Annotated in this window: 18 protein-coding genes and 1 tRNA gene; 14 read left to right on the forward strand and 5 right to left on the reverse strand. The window is 68.0% G+C overall.

Annotation, left to right across the window (positions count from 1 at the left end; translation table 11 throughout):
* Window positions 1-111: 111 nt before the first annotated feature.
* From A6A40_RS11000 to A6A40_RS11010, 3 genes are all read right to left on the reverse strand, one after another.
* Entirely contained in the window at window positions 112-1,779 is a 1,668-nt protein-coding gene (locus tag A6A40_RS11000; RefSeq protein ID WP_063635435.1) for a heparinase II/III family protein, read from the reverse strand.
* A gap of 210 nt (window positions 1,780-1,989) precedes the next feature.
* On the reverse strand, window positions 1,990-3,285 hold the full coding sequence (locus tag A6A40_RS11005; protein WP_063635436.1) for an RsmB/NOP family class I SAM-dependent RNA methyltransferase: 1,296 nt from the start codon (window positions 3,283-3,285) through the stop codon (window positions 1,990-1,992).
* A gap of 161 nt (window positions 3,286-3,446) precedes the next feature.
* Window positions 3,447-3,521, reverse strand: a tRNA-Gly gene (locus A6A40_RS11010).
* 212 nt (window positions 3,522-3,733) lie between these two features.
* Between A6A40_RS11010 and A6A40_RS11015 the strand changes: the two genes are divergently transcribed.
* From A6A40_RS11015 to A6A40_RS11030, 4 genes are all read left to right on the forward strand, one after another.
* Complete coding sequence (locus A6A40_RS11015; RefSeq protein WP_063635437.1) at window positions 3,734-4,525, forward strand: enoyl-CoA hydratase-related protein; 792 nt, start codon at window positions 3,734-3,736, stop codon at window positions 4,523-4,525.
* 54 nt (window positions 4,526-4,579) lie between these two features.
* Window positions 4,580-5,326 carry an aspartate/glutamate racemase family protein gene (locus tag A6A40_RS11020; RefSeq protein WP_063635438.1) on the forward strand — a complete coding sequence of 249 codons (747 nt, stop codon included), beginning with the start codon at window positions 4,580-4,582 and terminating at the stop codon, window positions 5,324-5,326.
* A gap of 111 nt (window positions 5,327-5,437) precedes the next feature.
* Window positions 5,438-6,901 carry a DHA2 family efflux MFS transporter permease subunit gene (locus A6A40_RS11025; protein WP_063635439.1) on the forward strand — a complete coding sequence of 488 codons (1,464 nt, stop codon included), beginning with the start codon at window positions 5,438-5,440 and terminating at the stop codon, window positions 6,899-6,901.
* A gap of 254 nt (window positions 6,902-7,155) precedes the next feature.
* A complete protein-coding gene (locus A6A40_RS11030) occupies window positions 7,156-8,046 on the forward strand; it encodes a LysR family transcriptional regulator (RefSeq protein ID WP_063636235.1) in 891 nt (296 codons plus the stop codon).
* Between the two features lie 306 nt (window positions 8,047-8,352).
* Here the strand turns inward: A6A40_RS11030 and A6A40_RS11035 are convergent, their stop codons facing one another.
* Entirely contained in the window at window positions 8,353-8,568 is a 216-nt protein-coding gene (locus tag A6A40_RS11035) for a hypothetical protein (protein ID WP_063635440.1), read from the reverse strand.
* Window positions 8,569-8,730: 162 nt separating this feature from the next.
* On the opposite strand from A6A40_RS11035, the gene A6A40_RS11040 reads away from it, so the two are divergent.
* From A6A40_RS11040 to A6A40_RS11055, 4 genes are all read left to right on the forward strand, one after another.
* On the forward strand, window positions 8,731-9,000 hold the full coding sequence (locus tag A6A40_RS11040; RefSeq protein ID WP_063635441.1) for a ribbon-helix-helix domain-containing protein: 270 nt from the start codon (window positions 8,731-8,733) through the stop codon (window positions 8,998-9,000).
* A 186-nt stretch (window positions 9,001-9,186) separates the two neighbouring features.
* The gene (gene trhA / locus A6A40_RS11045; protein ID WP_063635442.1) at window positions 9,187-9,834 is read left to right on the forward strand and encodes a PAQR family membrane homeostasis protein TrhA; all 648 of its coding nucleotides are present in this window, start codon (window positions 9,187-9,189) and stop codon (window positions 9,832-9,834) included.
* 57 nt (window positions 9,835-9,891) lie between these two features.
* Window positions 9,892-11,442, forward strand: coding sequence for a lysozyme inhibitor LprI family protein (locus A6A40_RS11050; RefSeq protein ID WP_236783642.1), 1,551 nt, complete (start codon window positions 9,892-9,894; stop codon window positions 11,440-11,442).
* 136 nt (window positions 11,443-11,578) lie between these two features.
* Window positions 11,579-12,022, forward strand: a complete 444-nt coding sequence (locus tag A6A40_RS11055; RefSeq protein ID WP_063635443.1) for a MarR family transcriptional regulator — start codon at window positions 11,579-11,581, stop codon at window positions 12,020-12,022.
* Between the two features lie 179 nt (window positions 12,023-12,201).
* Here the strand turns inward: A6A40_RS11055 and A6A40_RS11060 are convergent, their stop codons facing one another.
* On the reverse strand, window positions 12,202-13,191 hold the full coding sequence (locus tag A6A40_RS11060; protein WP_063635444.1) for a 2-hydroxyacid dehydrogenase: 990 nt from the start codon (window positions 13,189-13,191) through the stop codon (window positions 12,202-12,204).
* 251 nt (window positions 13,192-13,442) lie between these two features.
* On the opposite strand from A6A40_RS11060, the gene A6A40_RS11065 reads away from it, so the two are divergent.
* The 6 genes from A6A40_RS11065 to A6A40_RS30390 all read left to right on the forward strand — a co-directional run bounded on the left by A6A40_RS11065 (window position 13,443) and on the right by A6A40_RS30390 (window position 20,171).
* On the forward strand, window positions 13,443-14,009 hold the full coding sequence (locus A6A40_RS11065; RefSeq protein WP_236783643.1) for an SH3 domain-containing protein: 567 nt from the start codon (window positions 13,443-13,445) through the stop codon (window positions 14,007-14,009).
* Between the two features lie 135 nt (window positions 14,010-14,144).
* Entirely contained in the window at window positions 14,145-15,521 is a 1,377-nt protein-coding gene (locus A6A40_RS11070; RefSeq protein ID WP_063635445.1) for an HdeD family acid-resistance protein, read from the forward strand.
* A 32-nt stretch (window positions 15,522-15,553) separates the two neighbouring features.
* Window positions 15,554-16,726 carry an MFS transporter gene (locus tag A6A40_RS11075; RefSeq protein WP_063635446.1) on the forward strand — a complete coding sequence of 391 codons (1,173 nt, stop codon included), beginning with the start codon at window positions 15,554-15,556 and terminating at the stop codon, window positions 16,724-16,726.
* Between the two features lie 61 nt (window positions 16,727-16,787).
* The gene (locus A6A40_RS11080) at window positions 16,788-18,023 is read left to right on the forward strand and encodes an argininosuccinate synthase (protein WP_014248930.1); all 1,236 of its coding nucleotides are present in this window, start codon (window positions 16,788-16,790) and stop codon (window positions 18,021-18,023) included.
* Between the two features lie 350 nt (window positions 18,024-18,373).
* The gene (locus tag A6A40_RS11085) at window positions 18,374-19,783 is read left to right on the forward strand and encodes a methyl-accepting chemotaxis protein (protein WP_063635447.1); all 1,410 of its coding nucleotides are present in this window, start codon (window positions 18,374-18,376) and stop codon (window positions 19,781-19,783) included.
* A gap of 190 nt (window positions 19,784-19,973) precedes the next feature.
* Entirely contained in the window at window positions 19,974-20,171 is a 198-nt protein-coding gene (locus tag A6A40_RS30390; RefSeq protein WP_146191556.1) for a hypothetical protein, read from the forward strand.
* The last annotated feature ends 25 nt before the right edge of the window (window positions 20,172-20,196 follow it).

Consider the following 20,196-nt stretch of genomic DNA (forward strand, 5'->3'; position numbering starts at 1 on the left):
AGCACGGCAAGACGAGTCCCGTGGTCGTCCGTGCCCAAAATCCCGTGTTCATCCGTGTTTCCACGCCCTCCCCCGAAGGAAACAGGCCCGGCCACCGCGGATGGGCGCGATTTACGCCGCCTTGCGCTCGCGGCGCAAGGCCCATTTCACGGTCAGCCCCTCGGGTCCGCATTGTCCCTGCATCATGATCTGCCGGGTGCGGCGCGGTTCGTCCCCGCTGCCGAGATAGACGCTCTCCGCCACCTCCAGCACGGCGCCGGTCACCCGCATACGCCAGGCATTGCCGCTGGGCAGGCGCAGAAGCACCTGGTCGCTGCGGCCATCGCCCTGCCCCTGGACCGGGATGACCTCGACGTTCGGATGCAGGTGGAAGCGGATGGCGTAGGGCTGCGGCTGCGGCGTGGCGCCGATCACCGGCTCCAGCGTGTCCTCGCCGCGCAGGTCCTCGCCATTGTCGGCCAGATAGACGCGGCGGCGGTGCAGCAGGCCGAAGCCCTTGCTGTAGCCGTTGTGGCTGGCGACCACCAGCATGGCGCCGTCCGATTCCTGCCTTTCGCAGCTGACATTCGTCGGCCGCCGGCCCAGCCCGCCCTTCTCCAGCACTTCCGACGAGTTGGTGTCGGCGACCACCATGGTCGAATGCGCCGATGTCCCGGCCAGCGCCGCGCGCCAGGGACCGCGCTGCGACGGGTGGCTGCCGCAATTGACGATCAGCCGCTCCTTGTTGACGGAGACCTCCATCGACAGGGTGCCGGCATGGGCGGTGCGGTCCAGCCCGGCCGGCGGCGGCGCACCGGTGTCGAGCAGCACCAGCGTGCGGCCGGCGAGCAGCCGCTCGAACCCGGTGTGCGGCGCGCTTTTCAGCGGACGGCCGCGGGCGTCGGCCTGGGCCAGAACCGTGTCGATCAGCGCCGGCTCCTCCTCCCGCCCGCCGTTGAACAGGGCGAGCCCGCCATCGACATGGCGAAAGAAACGCAAGGCCGGCGTCATGCGGTCGATGGCGTGCTGGAGGCTTTCCGGCACCTCCTCCTTGGCGACGCGCAGAACGGCGCGCATGTCGATCAGATCGCGCAGCACCCGCATCTGGATCGACGGGTTGCGCTCGACATGGCCGCCGTCGGGCAGGATTTGACGGGGCAGCTCCTTGTCGAGCAGGCGCAACCCCTCCCGCGCCGCCTTGTCCTGGTCGGGCAGGCAATAGCCGCCATAGAGCAAGCCCTTGATCGCGCCGATCAGCCGTTCGCCGTCCAGCTTGGCCGGCGCCACCCGCAGCAGATGGCGCAGCTGGCGTGCCATGCTCTCGAAGACCCGGGCGCGGAACTCGTCATCGGCGGAGGCACAGTAGAAGTCATGCAGGCCGATCCAGCTGGCCAGCCGCGTGCCCAGCACGTCGGGCGCCCAGCTTTGGGCGTGCCAGCCGCCATTCTGGTCCAGCCACGACCACACCAGCACCCGCGCCCGGCGCCGCGCCGTATCGCCGCCGACCGCCCGCAGGTCGCGCAGCCATTCGAAGCCGTGGGCCGTGCGCAGCCAGCCCGGGCTGGCGCCCTGGGGCCGCCAGTTGGGCGCACCGTTGGGATCGACCATGACCGCTTGGCCGGCGAAGCCCATGCGGCCGGCCAGCATGGCGGTGCCATTGCCGGTATCGCCCGGCCAGGGATCGGGCGGGACCACCGCCAGCGCCCCCGGCGCCTTGCCCCCCAGCATCAGGGCGTAGAGGGGATTCCCATAGGCAAGGCGTGCCATGCCGCTGCGAAACCGTCCGTTCCCGTCGCCCATCAGCGCCGACTCCTTCAGGACCGCGAGCGGCGTCGGCAGCCGGCGGAGGGTGATGATGCGGTGCGGGAGAACACGGACGAAAGCATGGGTCGTGTCGTATCAATTCGCCGTCCGCACCGCAAGACGGGCCTGGGATTTATCCCTCGCTGCGGAACGGATAGGGCCTTGGTCCCCGCGCCACCAGTCCGGGCGCCACCAGTCCGGGCACCATTAATCCGGTCGGCGGCGCAGCCGCGCGACGAAGAAGCCGTCGATCCCGCCGAGATCGGCCAGCATCCCCGGAAGGCTGCGGACCTCGCCGGCCTCGTTGATCGGCTCCGACAGGCCGCCCAGTTCCTCGGCGGTGACCGGCCAGCGCTCCACCCGCCTGTCCTGCTCCAGCAGGCGGGCGACCTGCGCCTCCCCCTCCTCCGGCTGGATGGAGCAGGTGCAGTAGACCAGCGTGCCGCCGGGCTTGACCAGCTCGACCGAGCGGGCGAGCAGCCGCGCCTGGGCGCGGGCCAGCTTGGCGATGTCATCGGGCGACTTGACGCGCAGGATGTCGGGATGGCGCCGGATCGCCCCGGTCGCCGAACAGGGCGCATCGAGCAGCACGGCGTCGGCCGGCTCCTCCGGCTCCCAGGTCGCGGCATCGGCGGCCAGCACCTCGGCCTCAAGACGCAGGCGCTTCAGATTCTCCGTCACCCGTTCCAACCGGCGGGCCGAGCGGTCGATGGCGGTGACCTGCGCGCCCTGCACCACCAGCTGCGCCGTCTTGCCGCCGGGGGCGGCGCACAGGTCGAACACCCGCTTGGCCCGCAGATCGCCGAACAGCTTGGCCGGCAGCGAGGCGGCAAGGTCCTGCACCCACCATTCCCCATCCTCGAAGCCCGGAAGTTCGATCACCGACCCGCCGGGCGGACGGCGCAGCGATCCGGTCGGCAGCAGGGTGGCGCCCAGCCGCTCGGCCCAGCCCTCCGGGTCGGACTTCACCGTGATGTCCAGCGGCGCCTCGTGCAGGTGCGCCTCGACGATGCCGCGGGTGCGGGCGGTGCCGTAGGCGGAGCGCCAGGACAGCCACAGCCAGTCCGGCGTGTTCAGCCGCCCGGCATCCTGCCGCGCCGCCATCTCCGCCCCCTCGCGCCCGATGCGGCGCAGCACGGCATTGATCAGCCCCTTGTAGGGAGCGGCGTTGCGTGCCGCCGCCAACTCCACCGCGGTGTCGACCGCGGCATGGGCGGGGGTGTTCAGGAACACCAGCTGCGCCGTGCCCAGCCGCAGCATGTCGTGGATGGCGGCCTTGGGCAGGCCCGGCTTGGCGAGGCTGGCCTGGATCATCTCGTCGATCTGGCCAAGGCGGCGCAGGACGGTGGCGACCAGCAGGCGGACGAAGCCGCGGTCGCGCGGCTGCAGCGCCGCCAGTTCGGGATGCGCGTCGAACGCGTCGTCGAAGGGAACGGACTTGCGCAGCACGTCGCGCAGCAAGTCGAGCGCAACGCCGCGGGCGGCGAGGGAAGTGTCGGTCATGGATATGGATCTAGCGCGCCGGACGGCCAGTGTCGATACGGGATGCCCGGTGTTTCCAAACAGCGCGTTTCCAGGCTGCGGAAAGGAAAAGGCCGGACCGGAAAAAGCGAAGGGCCGGTGCGTTGCCGCCCGGCCCTTAGGTCTTCGCTTTACCGGAGAACTGGAGCGGGCGAAGGGATTCGAACCCTCGACCCCAACCTTGGCAAGGTTGTGCTCTACCCCTGAGCTACGCCCGCGCTCCCGTCGTCCGGGAGCCGCTTTCTACGGAAACACGGCCTCCGCCGCAAGAGGAAAATTCACGGCCACATAATTTTTTTGCCGGCGCCTCGACCGGCCTTGCCGCGCTGCGGCATCGGGTATCTTGCCGCGCTGCGGCACCGGGTGCCTTGCGTCGTCCCGGCATGACGGTATGGTGTGCGGCCATACGGCAACGGATGGAGACTGCGGCATGGCCGGCACCATCACCCTGACCCGCGATGGCGTCGTCGCGACCCTGACCCTGTCCAACCCTGACAGGCTGAATGCCTTCGACAAGCCGATGTGGCACGCCCTGCTCGGCCATCTGGCGACCCTGGAGGCCGACGACCGGACCCGCGTCGTGGTGATGCGCGGCGGCCCCGGCTCCAACGGGGCCCGCAGCTTCTCCCCCGGCGCCGACATTTCGGAGTTCGAGAGCGAGCGCAACAGCCCTGAACAGGGGGCCGGCTACGGCGACCTGATGGACGAGGGGCTGGATGGGCTGCGGCGTTTGCGCCACCCGGTGCTGGCCGCCATCGACGGCCCCTGCTGCGGCATCGGTCTGGCGGTGGCGCTGGCCTGCGATCTCAGGGTCTGTTCGGAGAGCAGCCGCTTCGGCGTGCCGGTCAGCCGGCTCGGCATTTCCATGGGACCGACGGAGCTGAAGCTGGTCGCCGACGTGGCCGGCGGCCCGGCGGCGCTGGAGATCCTGCTGGAAGGCCGCGTCTTCGATGCGGCGGAGGCCAAGGACAAGAGCCTCGTCCACCGGGTTGTCGCCAACGAGGCGTTCGAGGCGGAGGTCGCCGCCACCGTCCAGCGCGTCGCCGCCGGCGCGCCGCTGGCCGCGACCCTGCACAAGCGCACTGTCCGCCGCCTGTCGGACCCGGCGCCGCTGACCGAGGCCGAGATCGCCGAATGCTATCGTTGCTTCGGCACGCAAGACTTCCGCGAGGGCTACCGCGCCTTCCTGGAGAAGCGGAAGCCGGTGTTCACCGGGCGCTGACATGCTATGGCTCCACCGACCAGTTCGGACGAGTCCATGAGGAACCCGACCACGATGACGATCCCTTCCGCCAGCCGTCCCACCAGCCGTCCTCTGCCGCAAAAGACCATCGGCGTGCTCGGCGGCATGAGCAATCAGGCCACCGGCGAATATTACCGGCTGCTGAATGACGGGCTGAACGCCCGGCTGGGCGGCTGGGACAATGGCGAGATCGTCATCGTCAGCGTGAATTTCGGCAACATCGAGCATTTCGTCCGCACCGGCGACTGGGCCGGCGCCGAGCGCTACCTGTCCGGCAAGGTCGATGCGCTGGAACGGGCCGGTGCCGATCTGGTCATCTGCGTGTCCAACACCATGCACCGGGTGGTGGAGCCGATCATGGCCGGCCGCGCCATCCCCTTCATCCACATCGCCGATCCCACCGGCGACGCGATCGTGAAGGCCGGATTGAAGCGGGTCGGCCTTCTCGGCACCGCGGCGACGATGCGCTCAGACATGCTGGCGGAGCGGTTCCGCGACCGCTTCGGCGTCGAGCTTCTGGTGCCCGATGCCGCCGACCAGACAATCGTCGACCGCATCATCTTCGACGAGCTGGTCCGGCGCGACCTGCGCCCCGACTCCAAGGCGGACTATCTGCGGATCATCGGGGATCTGCGCCGCCGGGGGGCCGGCGGCGTGATCCTGGGCTGCACCGAGATCTTCCTGCTGATCGACCAGCCCGACCTGCCGGGCTTCCCGGTGTTCGACACCACCCGGCTGCACACCCAGGCGGCGGTGGATTTCGTGTCCGCCGGCAACTGACCCCGAAGGCAATCACCGGCTTACGCATGGCAGGGCTTTCGCCTGCGCGGTGGTCAAGGCGGCGGAACTCCTCACATTCGTAGGGTTCCGCTTCCTGCCTGACGGTCCGTCATGTCGCGCGTCACCCCGCTGATCATCGCCTGCGCCCTGTTCATGGAGAATCTCGACGCGACGGTGATCGCAACAGCCCTGCCGTCGATCGCGCAGTCGATGGGCGAGGATCCGCTGCGGCTCAGTCTGGCGATGACCTCCTACATGCTGGCACTGGCGGTGTTCCTGCCGGTCAGCGGCTGGGCGGCGGACCGCTACGGTGCCCGCACCGTCTTTGCCAGCGCCATCGCCGTCTTCACGCTGGGCTCGGTCGCCTGCGGCCTGTCGAACGGGCTGGCGGAACTGGTCGCCGCCCGCATCGTCCAGGGCATCGGCGGGGCGATGATGGTGCCGGTCGGGCGGTTGATCCTGCTGCGCACCGTGCCCAGGGACCAGCTGGTGACGGCCATGGCGCGGATGACCCTGCCGGCGCTGATCGGCCCGGCGCTGGGGCCGCTGGTGGGCGGCGCCATCACCACCTATGCCTCCTGGCGCTGGATCTTCTTCATCAACGTGCCGATCGGGCTGATCGGCATCGCCCTGGTGCTGACGCTGATCCCCAACCTGAAGGAGGAGCAGCGCGACCCTTTCGACGCCCGCGGCTTCCTGTGGAGCGCGATCGCTCTCGCCGCCTTCATGTTCGGCTTCGAGAATGTCGGGCGCGACCTGCTGCCGGCCTATGCGGTGGCGGGCCTGCTGGGGGCGGCGCTGCTGGCGACGCTCGCTTACCTCCGCCACGCCCGCCGGGTGGCGCGGCCGGTGCTGGACCCGTCGCTTTTCCGGCTGCAGACCTACCGCGCCTCGGTGCTGGGCGGCACGCTGTTCCGCATCGGCATCGGCGCCGTGCCGTTCCTGATGCCGGTGATGCTGCAGATCGGCTTCGGCCTCACCGCCTTCGAGTCGGGTGCCCTGACCTTCGCCGGGGCGGCGGGGGCGCTGACGATGAAGGCGCTGGCCGGCCCGATCCTGCGCCGCTTCGGCTTCCGCCTGGTGCTGGGGCTGAATTCCGTCGTCAGCGGTGTGATCCTGATCAGCTATGGCGCCTTCCGGCCCGACACGCCGCATCTGGTGATCCTGGGCGCGCTGCTGCTCGGCGGCTTCTTCCGCTCGCTGCAATTCACCGGCATGAACACGCTGAGCTACGCCGAGGTGCCGCAGTCGATGACCAGCAGGGCCAACACGCTGGCCAGCGTGATGCAGCAGCTGTCGCTGAGCCTGGGCGTCGCCGTCGGCGCCACCGCTCTGCACCTGACCGTGCAGTGGAACGGCGGCGCGCTGACCCCAGCCTCCTTCGTTCCGGCCTTCCTGACGGTGGGTCTGCTGGCCTGCGCCTCCAGCCTGCCCTTCTGGCGCCTGCCCGCCGATGCCGGCGACGAGATCAGCGGGCACATCGGCACCGGCAGCAAGACGGCGGCGGCCGAAACCGACAGCGATTCCCGCAGCGCATCGGTCAAGGCAGCCGCCCTGAGCGATGCTGCGGATTAGCAAAACTGGGTCGAGCAGACGGCCGGCCATTTCCGAGCATCGGCAACAGCCCTATCCCTTCTGCGGATATCCCCGGATCGCTGAGTCTTCGGATGAGAATAATTCCGGCGATCATGATTAATTTTCGTGCGAGTCAGGGTTGGTAGCGCGTGCGTTCCGGGCGCGTTCCCGCTATAAACATGCATGGCGGCCATGCGCCGTCCTCAAGATAACGGGAGGCTCCGGGCGGCTGCGCACCGGGGCGGGACAGCATGATGGATTGGGACAAGCTGCGGGTTTTCCACGCGGTGGCCGAAGCCGGCAGCTTCACGCATGCCGGCGAGACGTTGAACCTCAGCCAGTCGGCGGTCAGCCGCCAGATCAGCGCGCTCGAGGAAAGCCTGGGCGTTCCGCTGTTTCACCGCCACGCCCGCGGGCTGATCCTGACCGAACAGGGCGAGTTGCTTCACCGCACCGCCCGCGATGTCTTCGCCAAGCTGTCGATGACCGAGGCGATGCTGACCGAAAGCCGGGAGCATCCCAAGGGTCCGCTGCGGGTGACGACGACGGTTGCCTTCGGCTCGACCTGGCTGACGCCGCGCATCAACGAATTCATGTCGATCTACCCCGACATCCAGCTGACGCTGCTGATCGACGACAACGAACTGGACCTGGCGATGCGGGAGGCGGACATCGCCATCCGCATGAACACGCCGCGCCAGCCGGACCTGATCCAGCGGCACCTGATGTCGATCCGCTTCCATCTCTATGCCAGCCAGAGCTACCTGAAGAAGAAGGGGACGCCCAAGACGCTGGCCGAGCTGGACAGCCACGACCTGATCACCTATCCGCCCGACGTGCGGGCGCCGATTCCCAACGTCAACTGGATCATGGAGATGGGCGATCCGTCGCCCAACCGGAAGCCGATCCTGCAGGTCAACAGCGTCTACGCCATCTACCGCGCGGTGGAGAGCGGGCTGGGCATCGGCGCACTGCCCGATTTCCTGGTCGACAGCTTTTCCAAGGACGTGACCCGCGTCCTGCCCGACGTCGACGGCCCGAAGGTCGATGCGTACTTCGTTTATGCCGAAGAATTGCGCCATTCCAAGCGCATCGCGGTCTTCCGCGACTTCCTGGTTAAAAAAGTGGCAGAAACTCCGTTCTGATCCGGAGCGAATTCCGACTGTTTGCAAGAGAATTGCCGAAATCGACCGCGCTGCACCATCTTTCAGGAGCAGCCCGGCCGATTTCGGCATTTTTGTTAGCTTTCTAAGGGTCCTTTCTAGCCATGCGTGGCTTGCATGGTAGATTTATTCATTTGTGCCTGGAAAGTTGGCAGCGGAATGGCCAAATTTTGATCGTTGGATGCTGCGACGCAGCACCCGATGTTTCGTCCCGGAGGTCTCCCCTCCGGGGTTGGGTCTTCGGACCCAGCGTCTCCCAGACGTGAAGCCTCCCTGTTCAACTCGCCGCTAATCCAATGGGTTAGCGGCGGTTTTTTTATGTGCGCAGGGGTTGGGGATAGTCTGGGAGGACTGCGGCCTACCGTCCGCCTCGCCTTCTTCCGGCGCCGCACGCGCGATGGCCAGGATGTTGTCCAGGCGGATGACCAATTCGTTTTCGCACAGAGCCGACCGCGCTGCGGCCGCCTCCTCGATGATGGAACGCAAGGCATCGCTTCGGGTCATTGCCACCTCCGGTCCAATGGAGCGAACCGCCATCCGTCGGCCTCGACACTGCTCCTAAAACGTGTCCACCCCCCTCACCGATTTCTCGCATGTGAAAAACTTCACAGCAAGGCGCAGCGGTTTGGCATACCTGTTTATGCGCCAGCAACGGAGGGCTCCCACATGCAGATGCGCAACATCAGGGTGAACGGCAAGCGGACCAGCATGAAGCTGATGCCGGTGGAGTGGGAGTCGCTGGAGGAAATCTGCACCCGCGAGCACATGACGATGAGCGAACTGGTGTCGAAGATCGATGCCGAACGCCAGGACTGCGACAACCTCACCGGATGCGTCCGCGTCTATGCGCTCTGCTACTTCCGCAAAGCCGCCGGTTTGTCGGAGCCGATGCCACGCCACCGCGCAACGGAAACCGTCGCCTACGCCGCTGAATAACGACGCCGGACGATGATGCGGGCAGGCCAGCCGCATCGTCCCGCATAAGCGGTTGGCCCAGACACGGCATGCCCGCATCTAACCATCGGACGGTGGCGCAGGTGCGGCAGGCCCACCATAATCGACGCGAGAGGCCCCTTTCCGGCGGCCGCCGTCCCTCAAGGCGTCGATCGAGGTGGTGTGCCGATGCCGGATGCCCACCAGTTTCCCATTTACAGCCTCGGCGAGCGGCGGGCGGACGCGGTCGTTCACGCCGTCGGCGTCACGGCAGGGATCGCCGGATTCGTCTGGCTGCTGAATGCCGCGGTCTTCTCCGATTCCCTGCCCAACCGGACGGCTCTGGCCCTGGCGATCTATGGGCTGGGGCTGGTCGGCATGCTCACCGCCTCGGCCGCCTACAACCTCGCCCCGCCTGGTTTCGGCAAGTCCATGCTGCGGCGGATCGACCATGCCATGATCTTCGTGATGATCGCCGGCACCTACACCCCCTTCACGCTGGGGCTGGGCCAGGGCGTCGTGCTGGGCGGCGCGGTATGGGGCGGCGCCGCCTTCGGGGCGGCGTTGAAGCTGCGCTTTCCCGGACGATTCCACCGTCTGGGGCTGGCCCTCTATCTCGGACTGGGCTGGGCGATCGTCACCGCACTGGAACCGCTGGGGTCGGCGCTTTCGCCGCCCGCGCTGTGGCTGCTGGTGGCCGGCGGGCTGCTCTACACCGTCGGCGTCGTCTTCCATCTGATGGATCGTATGCCCTACAACAACGCGGTCTGGCACCTGCTGGTGCTGGCCGCCGCCAGCTGCCATTTCGTCGCCGTCTCCATCGCCTTCCTGCCCTGAGACGGGACAAAAGGCGCGAGAGTCCGTATCTTCCCCGGGCCACAATCCCAGGGAGACATGATGGGCCAGCTGGACCTTGCGGGATCGTCGATCCGCCTGACGCTGCCGCCGCCTGGACGGATGGCGCTCGCCGGAGCGGCGCTGGCCCTGTCGGTCATGATCGCAGCGGGAACCGCCCGCGCCCAGCCGTCCTTCGACTGCAAGGCGGCCTCGACGCCGGTGGAAAAGGCGATCTGCGCCGATCCGAAACTGGCCGATGCCGACAGTGAGATCGCCAGCGCCTACAAGACGCTGCAGTCCCTGTCAGGCGCCGCCGACCGCGAACGGCTGCGGACGGAGCAGAAGGCTTGGCTGGCCCAGCGCAACCAGTGCGCCACGGCGGGCCCCGCCCTCGCCTCTTGCCTTGGTCCGGTCCTCGACGCCCGCCGCACCGCATTGGCCGAGTCGGTGCCCAAGGCGGTCGCCGTGCTGTCGTCCGTCGTCGATGGCATCGCCGCCGACCCCGCCGGCGCCGGGAAGCGGCTGGCCGAAATCCGCGGCGGGCCGGGCAAGGGGTGGACCGCCTATGTGCTGCGCTTCGGCCCATCCCCCGACCGTCCCAAGGCACAGGCCCTGCTGCGCGAGGCCGTCGAAGGCATCGAGGATCCCTATGCGCGCGATACCGCGGCGGGTGTCGACCTGACGACCGACGAGGGCTTCCTGACCGCCTTGCGCGTGGTCAGCGACGAGGTCGAGATGGCCTGGCCCTGTTCGGTGATGGAGCGGCGCGGCGCGGCGGCCTGGAAGGCGATGGAGCCGCTCTACGGCAGCAACCGGGACAATTTCGGCGCACACCCCGCCTGCCCGGACGGCAACGCTCTACTCGCCTCCCCCGCCTGGACGGCGGTGGACGACCTGCTGGCCCCGATGCTGGAGGCCGCGTCCAACCGCACCGGCACCATCCGCTTCGCCACCTACCGCCAAATGGCGATCGACCGCATGAAGTCGGCGGTCGACCCGCGCCTGTTCCTTGCAGATGCGCCGGACCTGGCTGCGCTGCTCAAGGATGCCGCCGGCTGGAGCAACCCGCGCTGGATCGCGCCGGGCTGGAGCGAGCGTCTCCGCGCCGCGGTGGATGCGGCGGTGACGGCCTGGACGCCGCAGATTGCCGGCCGCTATTCCATCGGCAGTGCCGAGGCCCGGCGTATCGCCGAGGCAGTGGCCGCCCAGGGGCTGGGGGGCAGCTTTGGGCTGATCGCCGACAATCTGGACCTCCAGAAGGACACCCGCCTTCCCGACTGGCTGCGCGGCAACTGGAGCTGGACCGGTGGTGCGGAGGACACGCCCTTCGGCGGCCCCGCCGGCAAGGCCCGCATCGACGCCACCAGCATCTGCGTCGGCAACGAGTGCGGCGGCTACGACGTCGCCGGCCAGGGCGAGGACGCCCCCTTCGACCCGAAGGAGGTCAAGGCGGCCGGCGTCTCTGCCGCGCCAAATGCGGCGAAACTGGCGATCAGCCTGGCCCCCGTATCGGCCGGCTTCAGCCTGACCATGGTCCCGCTGACCGGCGGCAATGTGCTGGTCACCGGCACGGCGAAGCCGCTGCTGCTGAAGCGTGAAGGAAAGTAGACGTGGGGAGGCGGGACGCTCTCACCGCTTCTCCTGTCCGGTGAACGCGAATCTCTTGCCTGCATCGGTCGGGTAGGCGACACTTCGCGGCGCGTGCTCCGGTTGCGGAGCCAGGCGCGGCTTTCCGGGGGGAGGCATGGCACGGAACCTGAAGGCGCTGGGGTTGTGGCGCACCGCGCTGGTCGCCAGCGTCCGCCAGGACGGGCCGGACCTGTCGGCGCGTCAGCTGGCGATCCTGCTCCAGGTCTATCTGACCGATCCGCCCCACACCGTGCGCGGTCTCGCCTCGCTGCTGAACATCTCCAAGCCCGCCGTGACCCGCGCGCTCGACCGCTTGTCGGTGCTGGGGTTCGTCAAGCGCAAGCGCGACGCGGAGGACAAGCGCAACGTGCTGGTCCAGCGCACGGTGAAGGGCAGCGTCTTTCTGTCGGACTTCGCCGAACTGGTGATCGCCGCCGGCGCCGTCACGCCGGAGGACATGAACCGCATCCAGGCGGACGAGGCCCTGGCCGCTGCCGCCAAGGCCAAGCTGGAGGCGGAACTGATCGAGGCGCCGGCGCTGGAAACCTCCGCATCCTGACGGAGCCTTGGCCAATGACGGCGGCTGGCACGTCTTCACCCAGGCGGTCATCCCCGCGAAGGCGGGGATGCGGGCGGCTCGTCAAGGACTCCGAAGGGCAAGCCGGATTCGCGCCTTCGCGGGGATGAGGGCCGACGGAACAAGGGCCGACAAGGCGCCGCTTGCCCCCGACCGTCCCCTTACAGAAGCGCTTCCAGGACGCGGTCGGGCGGGGTGTGGCCGTCGATGAAGGTCTTGATGTTGATCACCACCTTCTCGCCCATGTCGATGCGGCCCTCGATGGTGGCGGAGCCCATGTGCGGCAGCAGGACGACGTTGTCCAGCCGCAGAAGCTTCGGGTTGACGGCCGGTTCATGCTCGAACACGTCCAGGCCGGCGCCGGCGATCTCGCCCTTCGACAGCATGCGGGTCAGCGCCACCTCGTCGATCACCTCGCCGCGCGAGGTGTTGACGATGTAGCAGTGCGGCCGCAGCAGCTTCAGCCGGCGTTCCGACAGCAGATGGTAGGTGGCCGGCGTGTGCGGGCAGTTGATCGACACGATGTCCATCCGCGCCAGCATCTGGTCCAGGCTGGACCAGTAGGTCGCCTCCAGCTCCTGCTCCAGCTCGGGATGGACGCGGCGGCGGTTGTGGTAGTGGATCGACATGCCGAAGGCGCGCGCCCGGCGCGCCAGGGCCGAGCCGATGCGGCCCATGCCCAGGATGCCCAGCCGCTTGCCGCTGATGCGGTGGCCCAGCATGGTGGTCGGTCCCCAGCCGGTCCATTGGCCGGAGCGGACCAGCCGCTCGCCTTCCGCCACGCGCCGCGCCGTGGCCAGCAACAGCGCCATGGTCATGTCGGCGGTGTCCTCGGTCAGGACGCCGGGGGTGTTGGTGACGATGATGCCACGCTCGCGCGCCGCCTTCAGGTCGATGTGGTCGACGCCGGTGCCGAAGGAGGCGATCAGCCGCAACTGCGGGCCGGCGGACTCGATCAGGGCACGGTCGATGCGGTCGGTGACGGTGGGCACCAGAACCTCGGCGACCGCGGTCGCCTCCTGCATCTGGGCGGGGGTCAGCGGAACGTCGTCCGGATTGAGCCGTGTGTCGAACAGCTCCATCATCCGCGTCTCGATGACGTCCGGCAGCTTGCGGGTGACGACAACGAGCGGCTTCTTCTTGTCGGTCATCGGTGCTGGTCCTCCCTTGCCCCGGCCGGCCCGCATCGCATGGGTCTGCGTGGCCGTTCCGGTCCCTGGTTGCCATACCAAGCGGTTGTTGGACTGTCCAGAAGTCCGTCGCGAATGCCCGTCCTGCGACGGCACACCCGGCGGGGGACCGCATCCTCCGATCCGGGGTGGCGGTGCTTGCCCTATCGAACGGGTGGTCTCTATAGTGCGGCCCGATTTCGCCGCTCCCTTCCGTCAACACCGGTGCCGCCATGCTCGTCCGCCGCTCCGTCCTCGCCATGCTGGCCCTGACGATGGGACTGGGCGCGGTTTGCGGCAGCGCTGTCCCCGGCGGCACGGTGTTCGCCGGCGCGGCCCTGGCCGCCGAGCCGCGGACGGAGAACCGCAAGGACCCGACCCGCGCCTCGGGCCTGCCGATCCCCCGCTTCGTCACCGTGCGTGTCGGCGAGGTGAATTTGCGCTCCGGTCCCAACGGCAGCTATCCCATCGAGTGGGTGTTCCGCCGCAAGGACATGCCGGTGGAGATCATCCAGGAATTCGACACCTGGCGCCGCATCCGCGACTGGGAGGGGGCGGAAGGCTGGGTGCACCAGAGCGCGCTGTCGGGCCGCCGCGGCGTCCTGATCGTCGGGCAGACCCGCACCGTGCACGAGGCACCGCGCAGCGACAGCCCGGTGGCGGCGCGGGCCGAGCCGGGCGTCATCGGATCGCTGAAGAAGTGCCGCGACGACTGGTGCGAGGTGGAGCTGAAAGGCTATCGCGGCTGGATGAAGCGCGCCGATTTCTGGGGCACCTACGCCGGCGAGAGGATCGAGTGAGCACGATGCAGCCTCCGGTAAACATCGCCCCGCTGGACTGACGCCCGGCGCCACCACCATCATTGACAGGGCCCGATTGCGGGATCACCAGTCGGGGATGCAAAAATCCCTGCCACTCCCGATCCCGGCGAAGCAATGCTGAAGCTTGCATTTTTGCTGATCGGCGCGCGTGCCTTCCGGTCGCATTGGCATGTCATCGCCGTGGCCGGCCTGTGTCTGATGGCCATCGGGCTCGCCCTGGGCGTCGGCCTGTCGGACGGGCTGACCCAAGCCATCTACGGCGTCCTGGGCCTCGTCCTCGCCGCGGCCGGCCTCGTCGCCCTGCTGATGGCCCTCCCGGCGGCGCCCGGACCGGACCGGCGCTTTGCGCTGGCGCGGGCGGTGCTGTCAATCCTGGCCGGCGCGCTGATGCTGGCCTCGCCGCTGCTGAGCGGCTGGGCCCTGGCGCTTCCCCTCGCCACCGTCCTGGCGCTCGACGGGGCGAACCGCGCCAGTGCCGCGGTGGTGTTCCGCGTGCGGAACTGGCGGTTCCTGGTCCTGTGCGGGCTGGCGGAGCTGGCGCTGGCGGCGATGATGCTGACGGAATGGCCGCTGCCGTCGGACCGCAACACGCCACTGTGCATCGGGCTGTTCCTCGCCCTGTCGGGCTGGCTTCTGCTGCGGCTGGGGGTGTTGCTGCGCAACCTGGAGGACGAGGCGGCGATCCTCAACCTGCCGATCTTTTCCGGCCGGGGCTGGTACGACAACGCCCCCGTTCTGGTGGGCGACAGTCCCGAACCGGCCGGCCGTCACGACCGGCCGCTGAAGGTGCGGGTGTGGACGCCGGTCGGCTCCGCCACCGCGCCGCTGGACAGGCGGCTGGTGATCGACCGCTACATCGCCGCCATCGACCGCAACGGCGTGGTGTCCACCGGCCACTCCGCCCTGGAATTGGCGCCCGACCTGTATATCAGCCACTATCCCGCCACCGAGATCGACCAGTCCGGCGTCAGCTTCGTGACCGCGTTGCGCAGCGGAGCCGAGAACGACGTTCCCGGCCGCTTCCTGCCGTCCTACGAGGAAGAGATCGCCGACTGGTGCCCCGCCGATGCGACCGTGGAGCTGTGGACCTACGATCGCTGGCGCCTGCGGGCCTTTTGGGCCGGATACCGGCAGGACAACACCTACAATCTCTCCAACCGCAACTGTTCGGTCGTCGTCGCCGCGGCGTTGGACGCGACGCTGGAAGGCGCACTGGCAACCCGCTTCCCCTGGCTGCGTCTGCTGCGCCTGCTGATGGATCCCGACATCTGGGTCGCCTCCCTGATCCGCAGCCGCGCCGATGCGATGAGTTGGACGCCGGGTTTCGTCTTGGATTACGCGGCGGCCCTGGCCCGCGTCGTCGACCGTCCCGACCGGTCCTGGCACCGCCGGCTCGCCGGCTTTCTCGGCCAGCTGCGGGGCACCGCCCGTCCGCCGGAAGGCGGCATGGAGGGCAGTATGGACGGACGGCCGGATACGCAGCCGTCATGACCGATACCAGCAGCTTTGGAACAGGAACAGGCATGACATCGCAACCGAGACCGGATGACGGCGGCCTTCTGTCGCGCGCCGCCGTCATCGCCACCGCGATGATGTTCGGCCTGACCTACAGCCTCAGTGCCGCGCTGATCGCGCTGGACCTGTCGCGCCGCAACCTGGACGACCTGACCATCGGGACCAACGCGGCGATGCACGCGCTGGGCGTGCTGGCGATGGCGGTGCTGCTGCCGCGGATCGTCGCCCGGCTGGGCATCCGCCGGCTGGTGATGCTGGCGCTGGTGGGATCGGCGCTGCTGCTCGCCCTGTTCCCCGCCACCCCGGTCTGGATGTGGTTCCCGCTGCGCATCCTGCTGGGTGCGGCGTCGGAGACCCTGTTCGTCCTGTCGGAGACCTGGACCAACAGCCTGAGCAGCGAGGCCACCCGCGCCCGCGCCATGGCGGTCTACACCGCGGCGCTGTCGTCGGGCTTCGCGCTGGGACCGCTGATGCTGTCGGTGCTGGGCTCCACCGGGGCGTTGCCCTATCTGGCCGGCGCCGGCGTCGCCGCCGCCGCCGCGCTGCTGGTCGCCTCCCCGCGCATCCGGGCACCGGAGTTCGAGCGGCCGTCGCGCCAGGGGCCGCTGCATTTCATGCGGCTGGCGCCGGTCGCCATCGGCGCCATCGTGCTGAACGCCGCCATCGAGACCGCCGGCCTGTCCTTCCTGGCGATCTACGCCACCAAGCTCGGCTGGTCGGAGACCGGGGCGACCAGCCTGATGTCCTGCATGATGATCGGCGCCATCCTGCTGCAGCTGCCCATCGGCTGGCTGGGCGACAAGATGGACCGGCTGACGCTGGTGATCGCGCTTGCCGCCTGCGCCGCGCTGGGGGCGCTCGCCTGGCCCTTCGCTCTGCGCAGCGAGATCGCGACCTACGCCCTTCTGTTCGTCTGGGGCGGCGCCTTCGTCGGTGTCTACACCATCATGCTGGCCATCGTCGGCAGCCGCTTCCAGGGGTCGGAACTGGTCGGCATCTATGCCGCCATGGGGTTGATGTGGGGGGTCGGCGCGCTGGCCGGGCCGGTGCTGGCCGGGGCGGCGATGGAGCTGACCCGGCATGGGCTGGCCTTCTTCGCCGCGGCCGCCTGCCTGCTGTTCGCGGCGTCGGCGCTGCGGGAAAGGGCGGCGGCGCGGGCGGGAACGGGCACGGGGGCTTGAAGGCGGGCGGGAAAGGCCGTACGGTCGCGGCCTTACCTTTCTCTACTGCAAGAGCAGTCCAATGAGCGGCGCGTCCGGCAAACAGATCAAGAAAGTGGTGCTCGCCTATTCGGGCGGCCTCGACACCTCGGTGATTCTGAAGTGGCTGCAGGAGACCTACTCCTGCGAGGTGGTGACCTTCACCGCCGACCTCGGCCAGGGCGAGGAGCTGGAGCCCGCCCGCAAGAAGGCCGAGCTTCTGGGCATCAAGCCGGAAAACATCTTCATCGACGACCTGCGCGAGGAATTCGTGCGGGACTTCGTCTTCCCGATGTTCCGCGCCAACACGCTCTATGAGGGCACCTACCTGCTCGGCACCTCGATCGCCCGGCCGCTGATCGCCAAGCGCCAGATCGAGATCGCCAACATGGTCGGCGCCGACGCCGTCGCCCATGGCGCCACCGGCAAGGGCAACGATCAGGTCCGCTTCGAGCTGGGCTATTACGCCCTGCGGCCGGACATCACGGTCATCGCGCCGTGGCGCGAGTGGACCCTGAACAGCCGCACCACGCTGCTGGACTACGCCGAGAAGAACCAGATTCCGATCGCGAAGGACAAGCGCGGCGAGGCCCCCTACTCCACCGACGCCAACCTCCTGCACATCTCCTACGAGGGCAAGGCGCTGGAGGATCCGTGGGTCGAGCCGGACGAGGACATGTACACCCGCTCCGTCGCCCCGGAAAAGGCGCCGGACACCCCGACCTACATCGAGGTCGAGTTCAAGAATGGTGACGCGGTCGCCATCGACGGCAAGGCGCTGTCGCCGGCGGCCCTGCTGACCGAGCTGAACCGGCTGGGCGGCGAGAACGGCATCGGCCGCCTCGATCTGGTCGAGAACCGCTATGTCGGCATGAAGTCGCGCGGCGTCTACGAGACCCCGGGCGGCAGCATCCTGCTGGTGGCGCACCGCGCCATGGAGAGCATCACCCTCGACCGCGGTGCCGCGCACCTGAAGGACGAGCTGATGCCGCGCTACGCCGAGCTGATCTATTGCGGCTATTGGTGGAGCCCGGAGCGTCTGGCCATCCAGGCGCTGATCGACCAGACCCAGTCGCTGGTCAACGGCACGGTCCGTCTGAAGCTGTTCAAGGGCAACGTCACGGTCGTCGGCCGCAAGTCGCCCAACTCGCTCTACCGCATGGACTATGTGACCTTCGAGCAGGACAGCGTCTACAACCAGAAGGACGCCGAAGGCTTCATCAAGCTGAACGCGCTGCGTCTGCGCCTGGGCTCGATGGCCAAGCAGAAGATCGGCTGATCCACCGTCGGACTCCTGACGATTCAAGCTCCGAACCCGCCGGCGGCAAACCGCTGGCGGGTTTTTCTTTGCCATCTCCGACCTTTCCTGGAGCACCGGACGATAGCCGGACCACAGTCTCCGGCAGTTGACTCCAAAGTTTTTCTCAAAAAAATTGTACATTCTTGTTCTATTGTGAATGGATTTGTCATATTCCCCATTTGCCAGTCCTTCGATGGCTGCAGGATTGCAGCTCTGCTCTTTTTGAATTGAATTTTTACTCATTAATTAACTTTTCCTCCTCCTAAGTACGGTTCTGCAGATTTTAACGCGAAGAAAACACGCGCAGAACGTCATCGGGGATAGAGTAAATGGTCGAATCGTTGAGCGGCCGGCGGTTTGCCGGCACGATGGTTTCCGCCCTGGCCATACCGGCCGCCCTCCTGGCGGCAAGCGGCACCTCCGCCCTGACCGGTTGGGCTTTCTGGCTGGCCATGGTCGTCGGGCTGGCGATCCTGGCCGCGGGGCTGCTTCTGGGGCGGGAAAAGCGGAGCGCCCCGGCGGAAAGCGGCCTCTCCGCGGAAGAGGCGATGAGTCTGATGGCGTTCGAGAAATCGGCAGATCCCATACTCGTGGCGACGATGGACGGCTTCTGCGCCTGCAACGATGCCGCCATACGCTTTCTGCGGGCAGGGTCGCGAAAGGACATCATCGGCATCCAACCCTCCGCCCTGTCGCCGACGACGCAGCCGGACGGGCGCTCGTCGCAGGAGGCTGCGGTGCAATACATCACCAAGGCGGTCAAGGACGGATTTGTCCGCTTCGATTGGTACCACCGCCGGCTGGACGGCAGCCTTGTTCCGGTCGAGGTGACGCTGGTGGCCTGCCAGGAGGGTGGCAAGGCTTACGTCATCACCTACTGGAAGGATTTGTCCGTCCTGCAGGAAGAACGGCAGCGCAGCCATAAGCTGGCGCAAGAGGTGTCGGACCTTGCCGGCAAGTCGGCAGCAATGGCCGAAGGCATGCGAAGCACCGCTGTGTCCCTGTCGAACCTGTCGCAGCAGGGCGGGGAGAAGATGGAACAGGCGACGGCATCCGCCAACCAGGTGTCGGCCGACACCCAGGCCGTCGCAACGGCGACCGGCCAGCTTGCAGGTTCGATCAACGAGATCGCCCAGCGGATCGGCGAGGCGGCCGCCATCTCCAACCGCGCGGCTGACGAGACCGGCCGGGCCGACACGATGGTCCAGGGGCTGGCGGAGACGGCCAGCAAGATCGGAACGGTGGTCAAGCTGATCCAGGACATCGCCAGCCAGACCAATCTGCTGGCGCTGAATGCCACCATCGAGGCCGCCCGCGCAGGCGAGGCCGGAAAGGGCTTCGCCGTCGTTGCCGGCGAGGTCAAGAATCTTGCCAACCAGACCGCCAAGGCGACCGAGGACATCACCGGACAGATCGCGCTGGTTCAGGACCAGACCCGGCAAACGGTTGAAGCGATCAAGAACATCGGCGTGGTGATTTCGCAGGTCCGCGAGATCTCGTCCGCCATCGCCGCAGGAACCGAACAGCAGGGGGCGACCACGCACGATATTGCCCAACGGGTGCGGTCGGTGGCGGACGGCACCCGGATGGTCGCCACCCACATCGACACGGTCGCAGCCGCCGCGGCGAAGAGCGGGGTGATGTCGGCAGAGGTGTTGGCATCCGCAAACAGTCTCAGCGGAACCTTCGATCTGCTGGAAGGCAAGGTCAAGGAATTCGCCGCCACCGACAGAAGGTAGACCTGCGGCCATCGCCGGCACCCCGCTTCCGCTTGCCGCGAGGATCGGGCCGGGGCCGGCTGTGACCATCGTAGGTCCGGACTGTTAAGGTGATGTTCCGATACCCAATTGGATGGTCTGCACGGGATAGCGGGGCATCCCCCGTTCGGACCTGCCCCTTGGATTAACGCGGGCAATGGCGGGAGGCGACATGGCGACGCGGCGGTTGGATAGGGAAGACCACGTCCGGAAACATCTGGCGCTGATGCTGCAGGATTGGCAGGAGCAGACCGGCCGCGACATGGCGACCGCGACCGCCGACCAGCGACTCCAGCACTGCACGACCCTGCTGATCGATCTGCTGGGCGAGGCCGAGCGGGCGGACGAAGCCGCCACCGCCGAAAGTTGACGTGTGGTTGGGACGCACCGGAGCA

The sequence above is a fragment of the Azospirillum humicireducens genome, from assembly GCF_001639105.2.
GTDB lineage: Bacteria > Pseudomonadota > Alphaproteobacteria > Azospirillales > Azospirillaceae > Azospirillum > Azospirillum humicireducens.

Excerpts from the sequence above, each read along its gene's own strand:
- A6A40_RS11000 (WP_063635435.1), bottom strand. The coding sequence starts at position 1,779 with ATGGGCGACGGGAACGGACGGTTTCGCAGCGGCATGGCACGCCTTGCC.
- A6A40_RS11005 (WP_063635436.1), bottom strand. The coding sequence starts at position 3,285 with ATGACCGACACTTCCCTCGCCGCCCGCGGCGTTGCGCTCGACTTGCTG.
- A6A40_RS11015 (WP_063635437.1), top strand. The coding sequence starts at position 3,734 with ATGGCCGGCACCATCACCCTGACCCGCGATGGCGTCGTCGCGACCCTG.
- A6A40_RS11020 (WP_063635438.1), top strand. The coding sequence starts at position 4,580 with ATGACGATCCCTTCCGCCAGCCGTCCCACCAGCCGTCCTCTGCCGCAA.
- A6A40_RS11025 (WP_063635439.1), top strand. The coding sequence starts at position 5,438 with ATGTCGCGCGTCACCCCGCTGATCATCGCCTGCGCCCTGTTCATGGAG.
- A6A40_RS11030 (WP_063636235.1), top strand. The coding sequence starts at position 7,156 with ATGGATTGGGACAAGCTGCGGGTTTTCCACGCGGTGGCCGAAGCCGGC.
- A6A40_RS11035 (WP_063635440.1), bottom strand. The coding sequence starts at position 8,568 with ATGACCCGAAGCGATGCCTTGCGTTCCATCATCGAGGAGGCGGCCGCA.
- A6A40_RS11040 (WP_063635441.1), top strand. The coding sequence starts at position 8,731 with ATGCAGATGCGCAACATCAGGGTGAACGGCAAGCGGACCAGCATGAAG.
- trhA (WP_063635442.1), top strand. The coding sequence starts at position 9,187 with ATGCCGGATGCCCACCAGTTTCCCATTTACAGCCTCGGCGAGCGGCGG.
- A6A40_RS11050 (WP_236783642.1), top strand. The coding sequence starts at position 9,892 with ATGATGGGCCAGCTGGACCTTGCGGGATCGTCGATCCGCCTGACGCTG.
- A6A40_RS11055 (WP_063635443.1), top strand. The coding sequence starts at position 11,579 with ATGGCACGGAACCTGAAGGCGCTGGGGTTGTGGCGCACCGCGCTGGTC.
- A6A40_RS11060 (WP_063635444.1), bottom strand. The coding sequence starts at position 13,191 with ATGACCGACAAGAAGAAGCCGCTCGTTGTCGTCACCCGCAAGCTGCCG.
- A6A40_RS11065 (WP_236783643.1), top strand. The coding sequence starts at position 13,443 with ATGCTCGTCCGCCGCTCCGTCCTCGCCATGCTGGCCCTGACGATGGGA.
- A6A40_RS11070 (WP_063635445.1), top strand. The coding sequence starts at position 14,145 with ATGCTGAAGCTTGCATTTTTGCTGATCGGCGCGCGTGCCTTCCGGTCG.
- A6A40_RS11075 (WP_063635446.1), top strand. The coding sequence starts at position 15,554 with ATGACATCGCAACCGAGACCGGATGACGGCGGCCTTCTGTCGCGCGCC.
- A6A40_RS11080 (WP_014248930.1), top strand. The coding sequence starts at position 16,788 with ATGAGCGGCGCGTCCGGCAAACAGATCAAGAAAGTGGTGCTCGCCTAT.
- A6A40_RS11085 (WP_063635447.1), top strand. The coding sequence starts at position 18,374 with ATGGTCGAATCGTTGAGCGGCCGGCGGTTTGCCGGCACGATGGTTTCC.
- A6A40_RS30390 (WP_146191556.1), top strand. The coding sequence starts at position 19,974 with ATGGCGACGCGGCGGTTGGATAGGGAAGACCACGTCCGGAAACATCTG.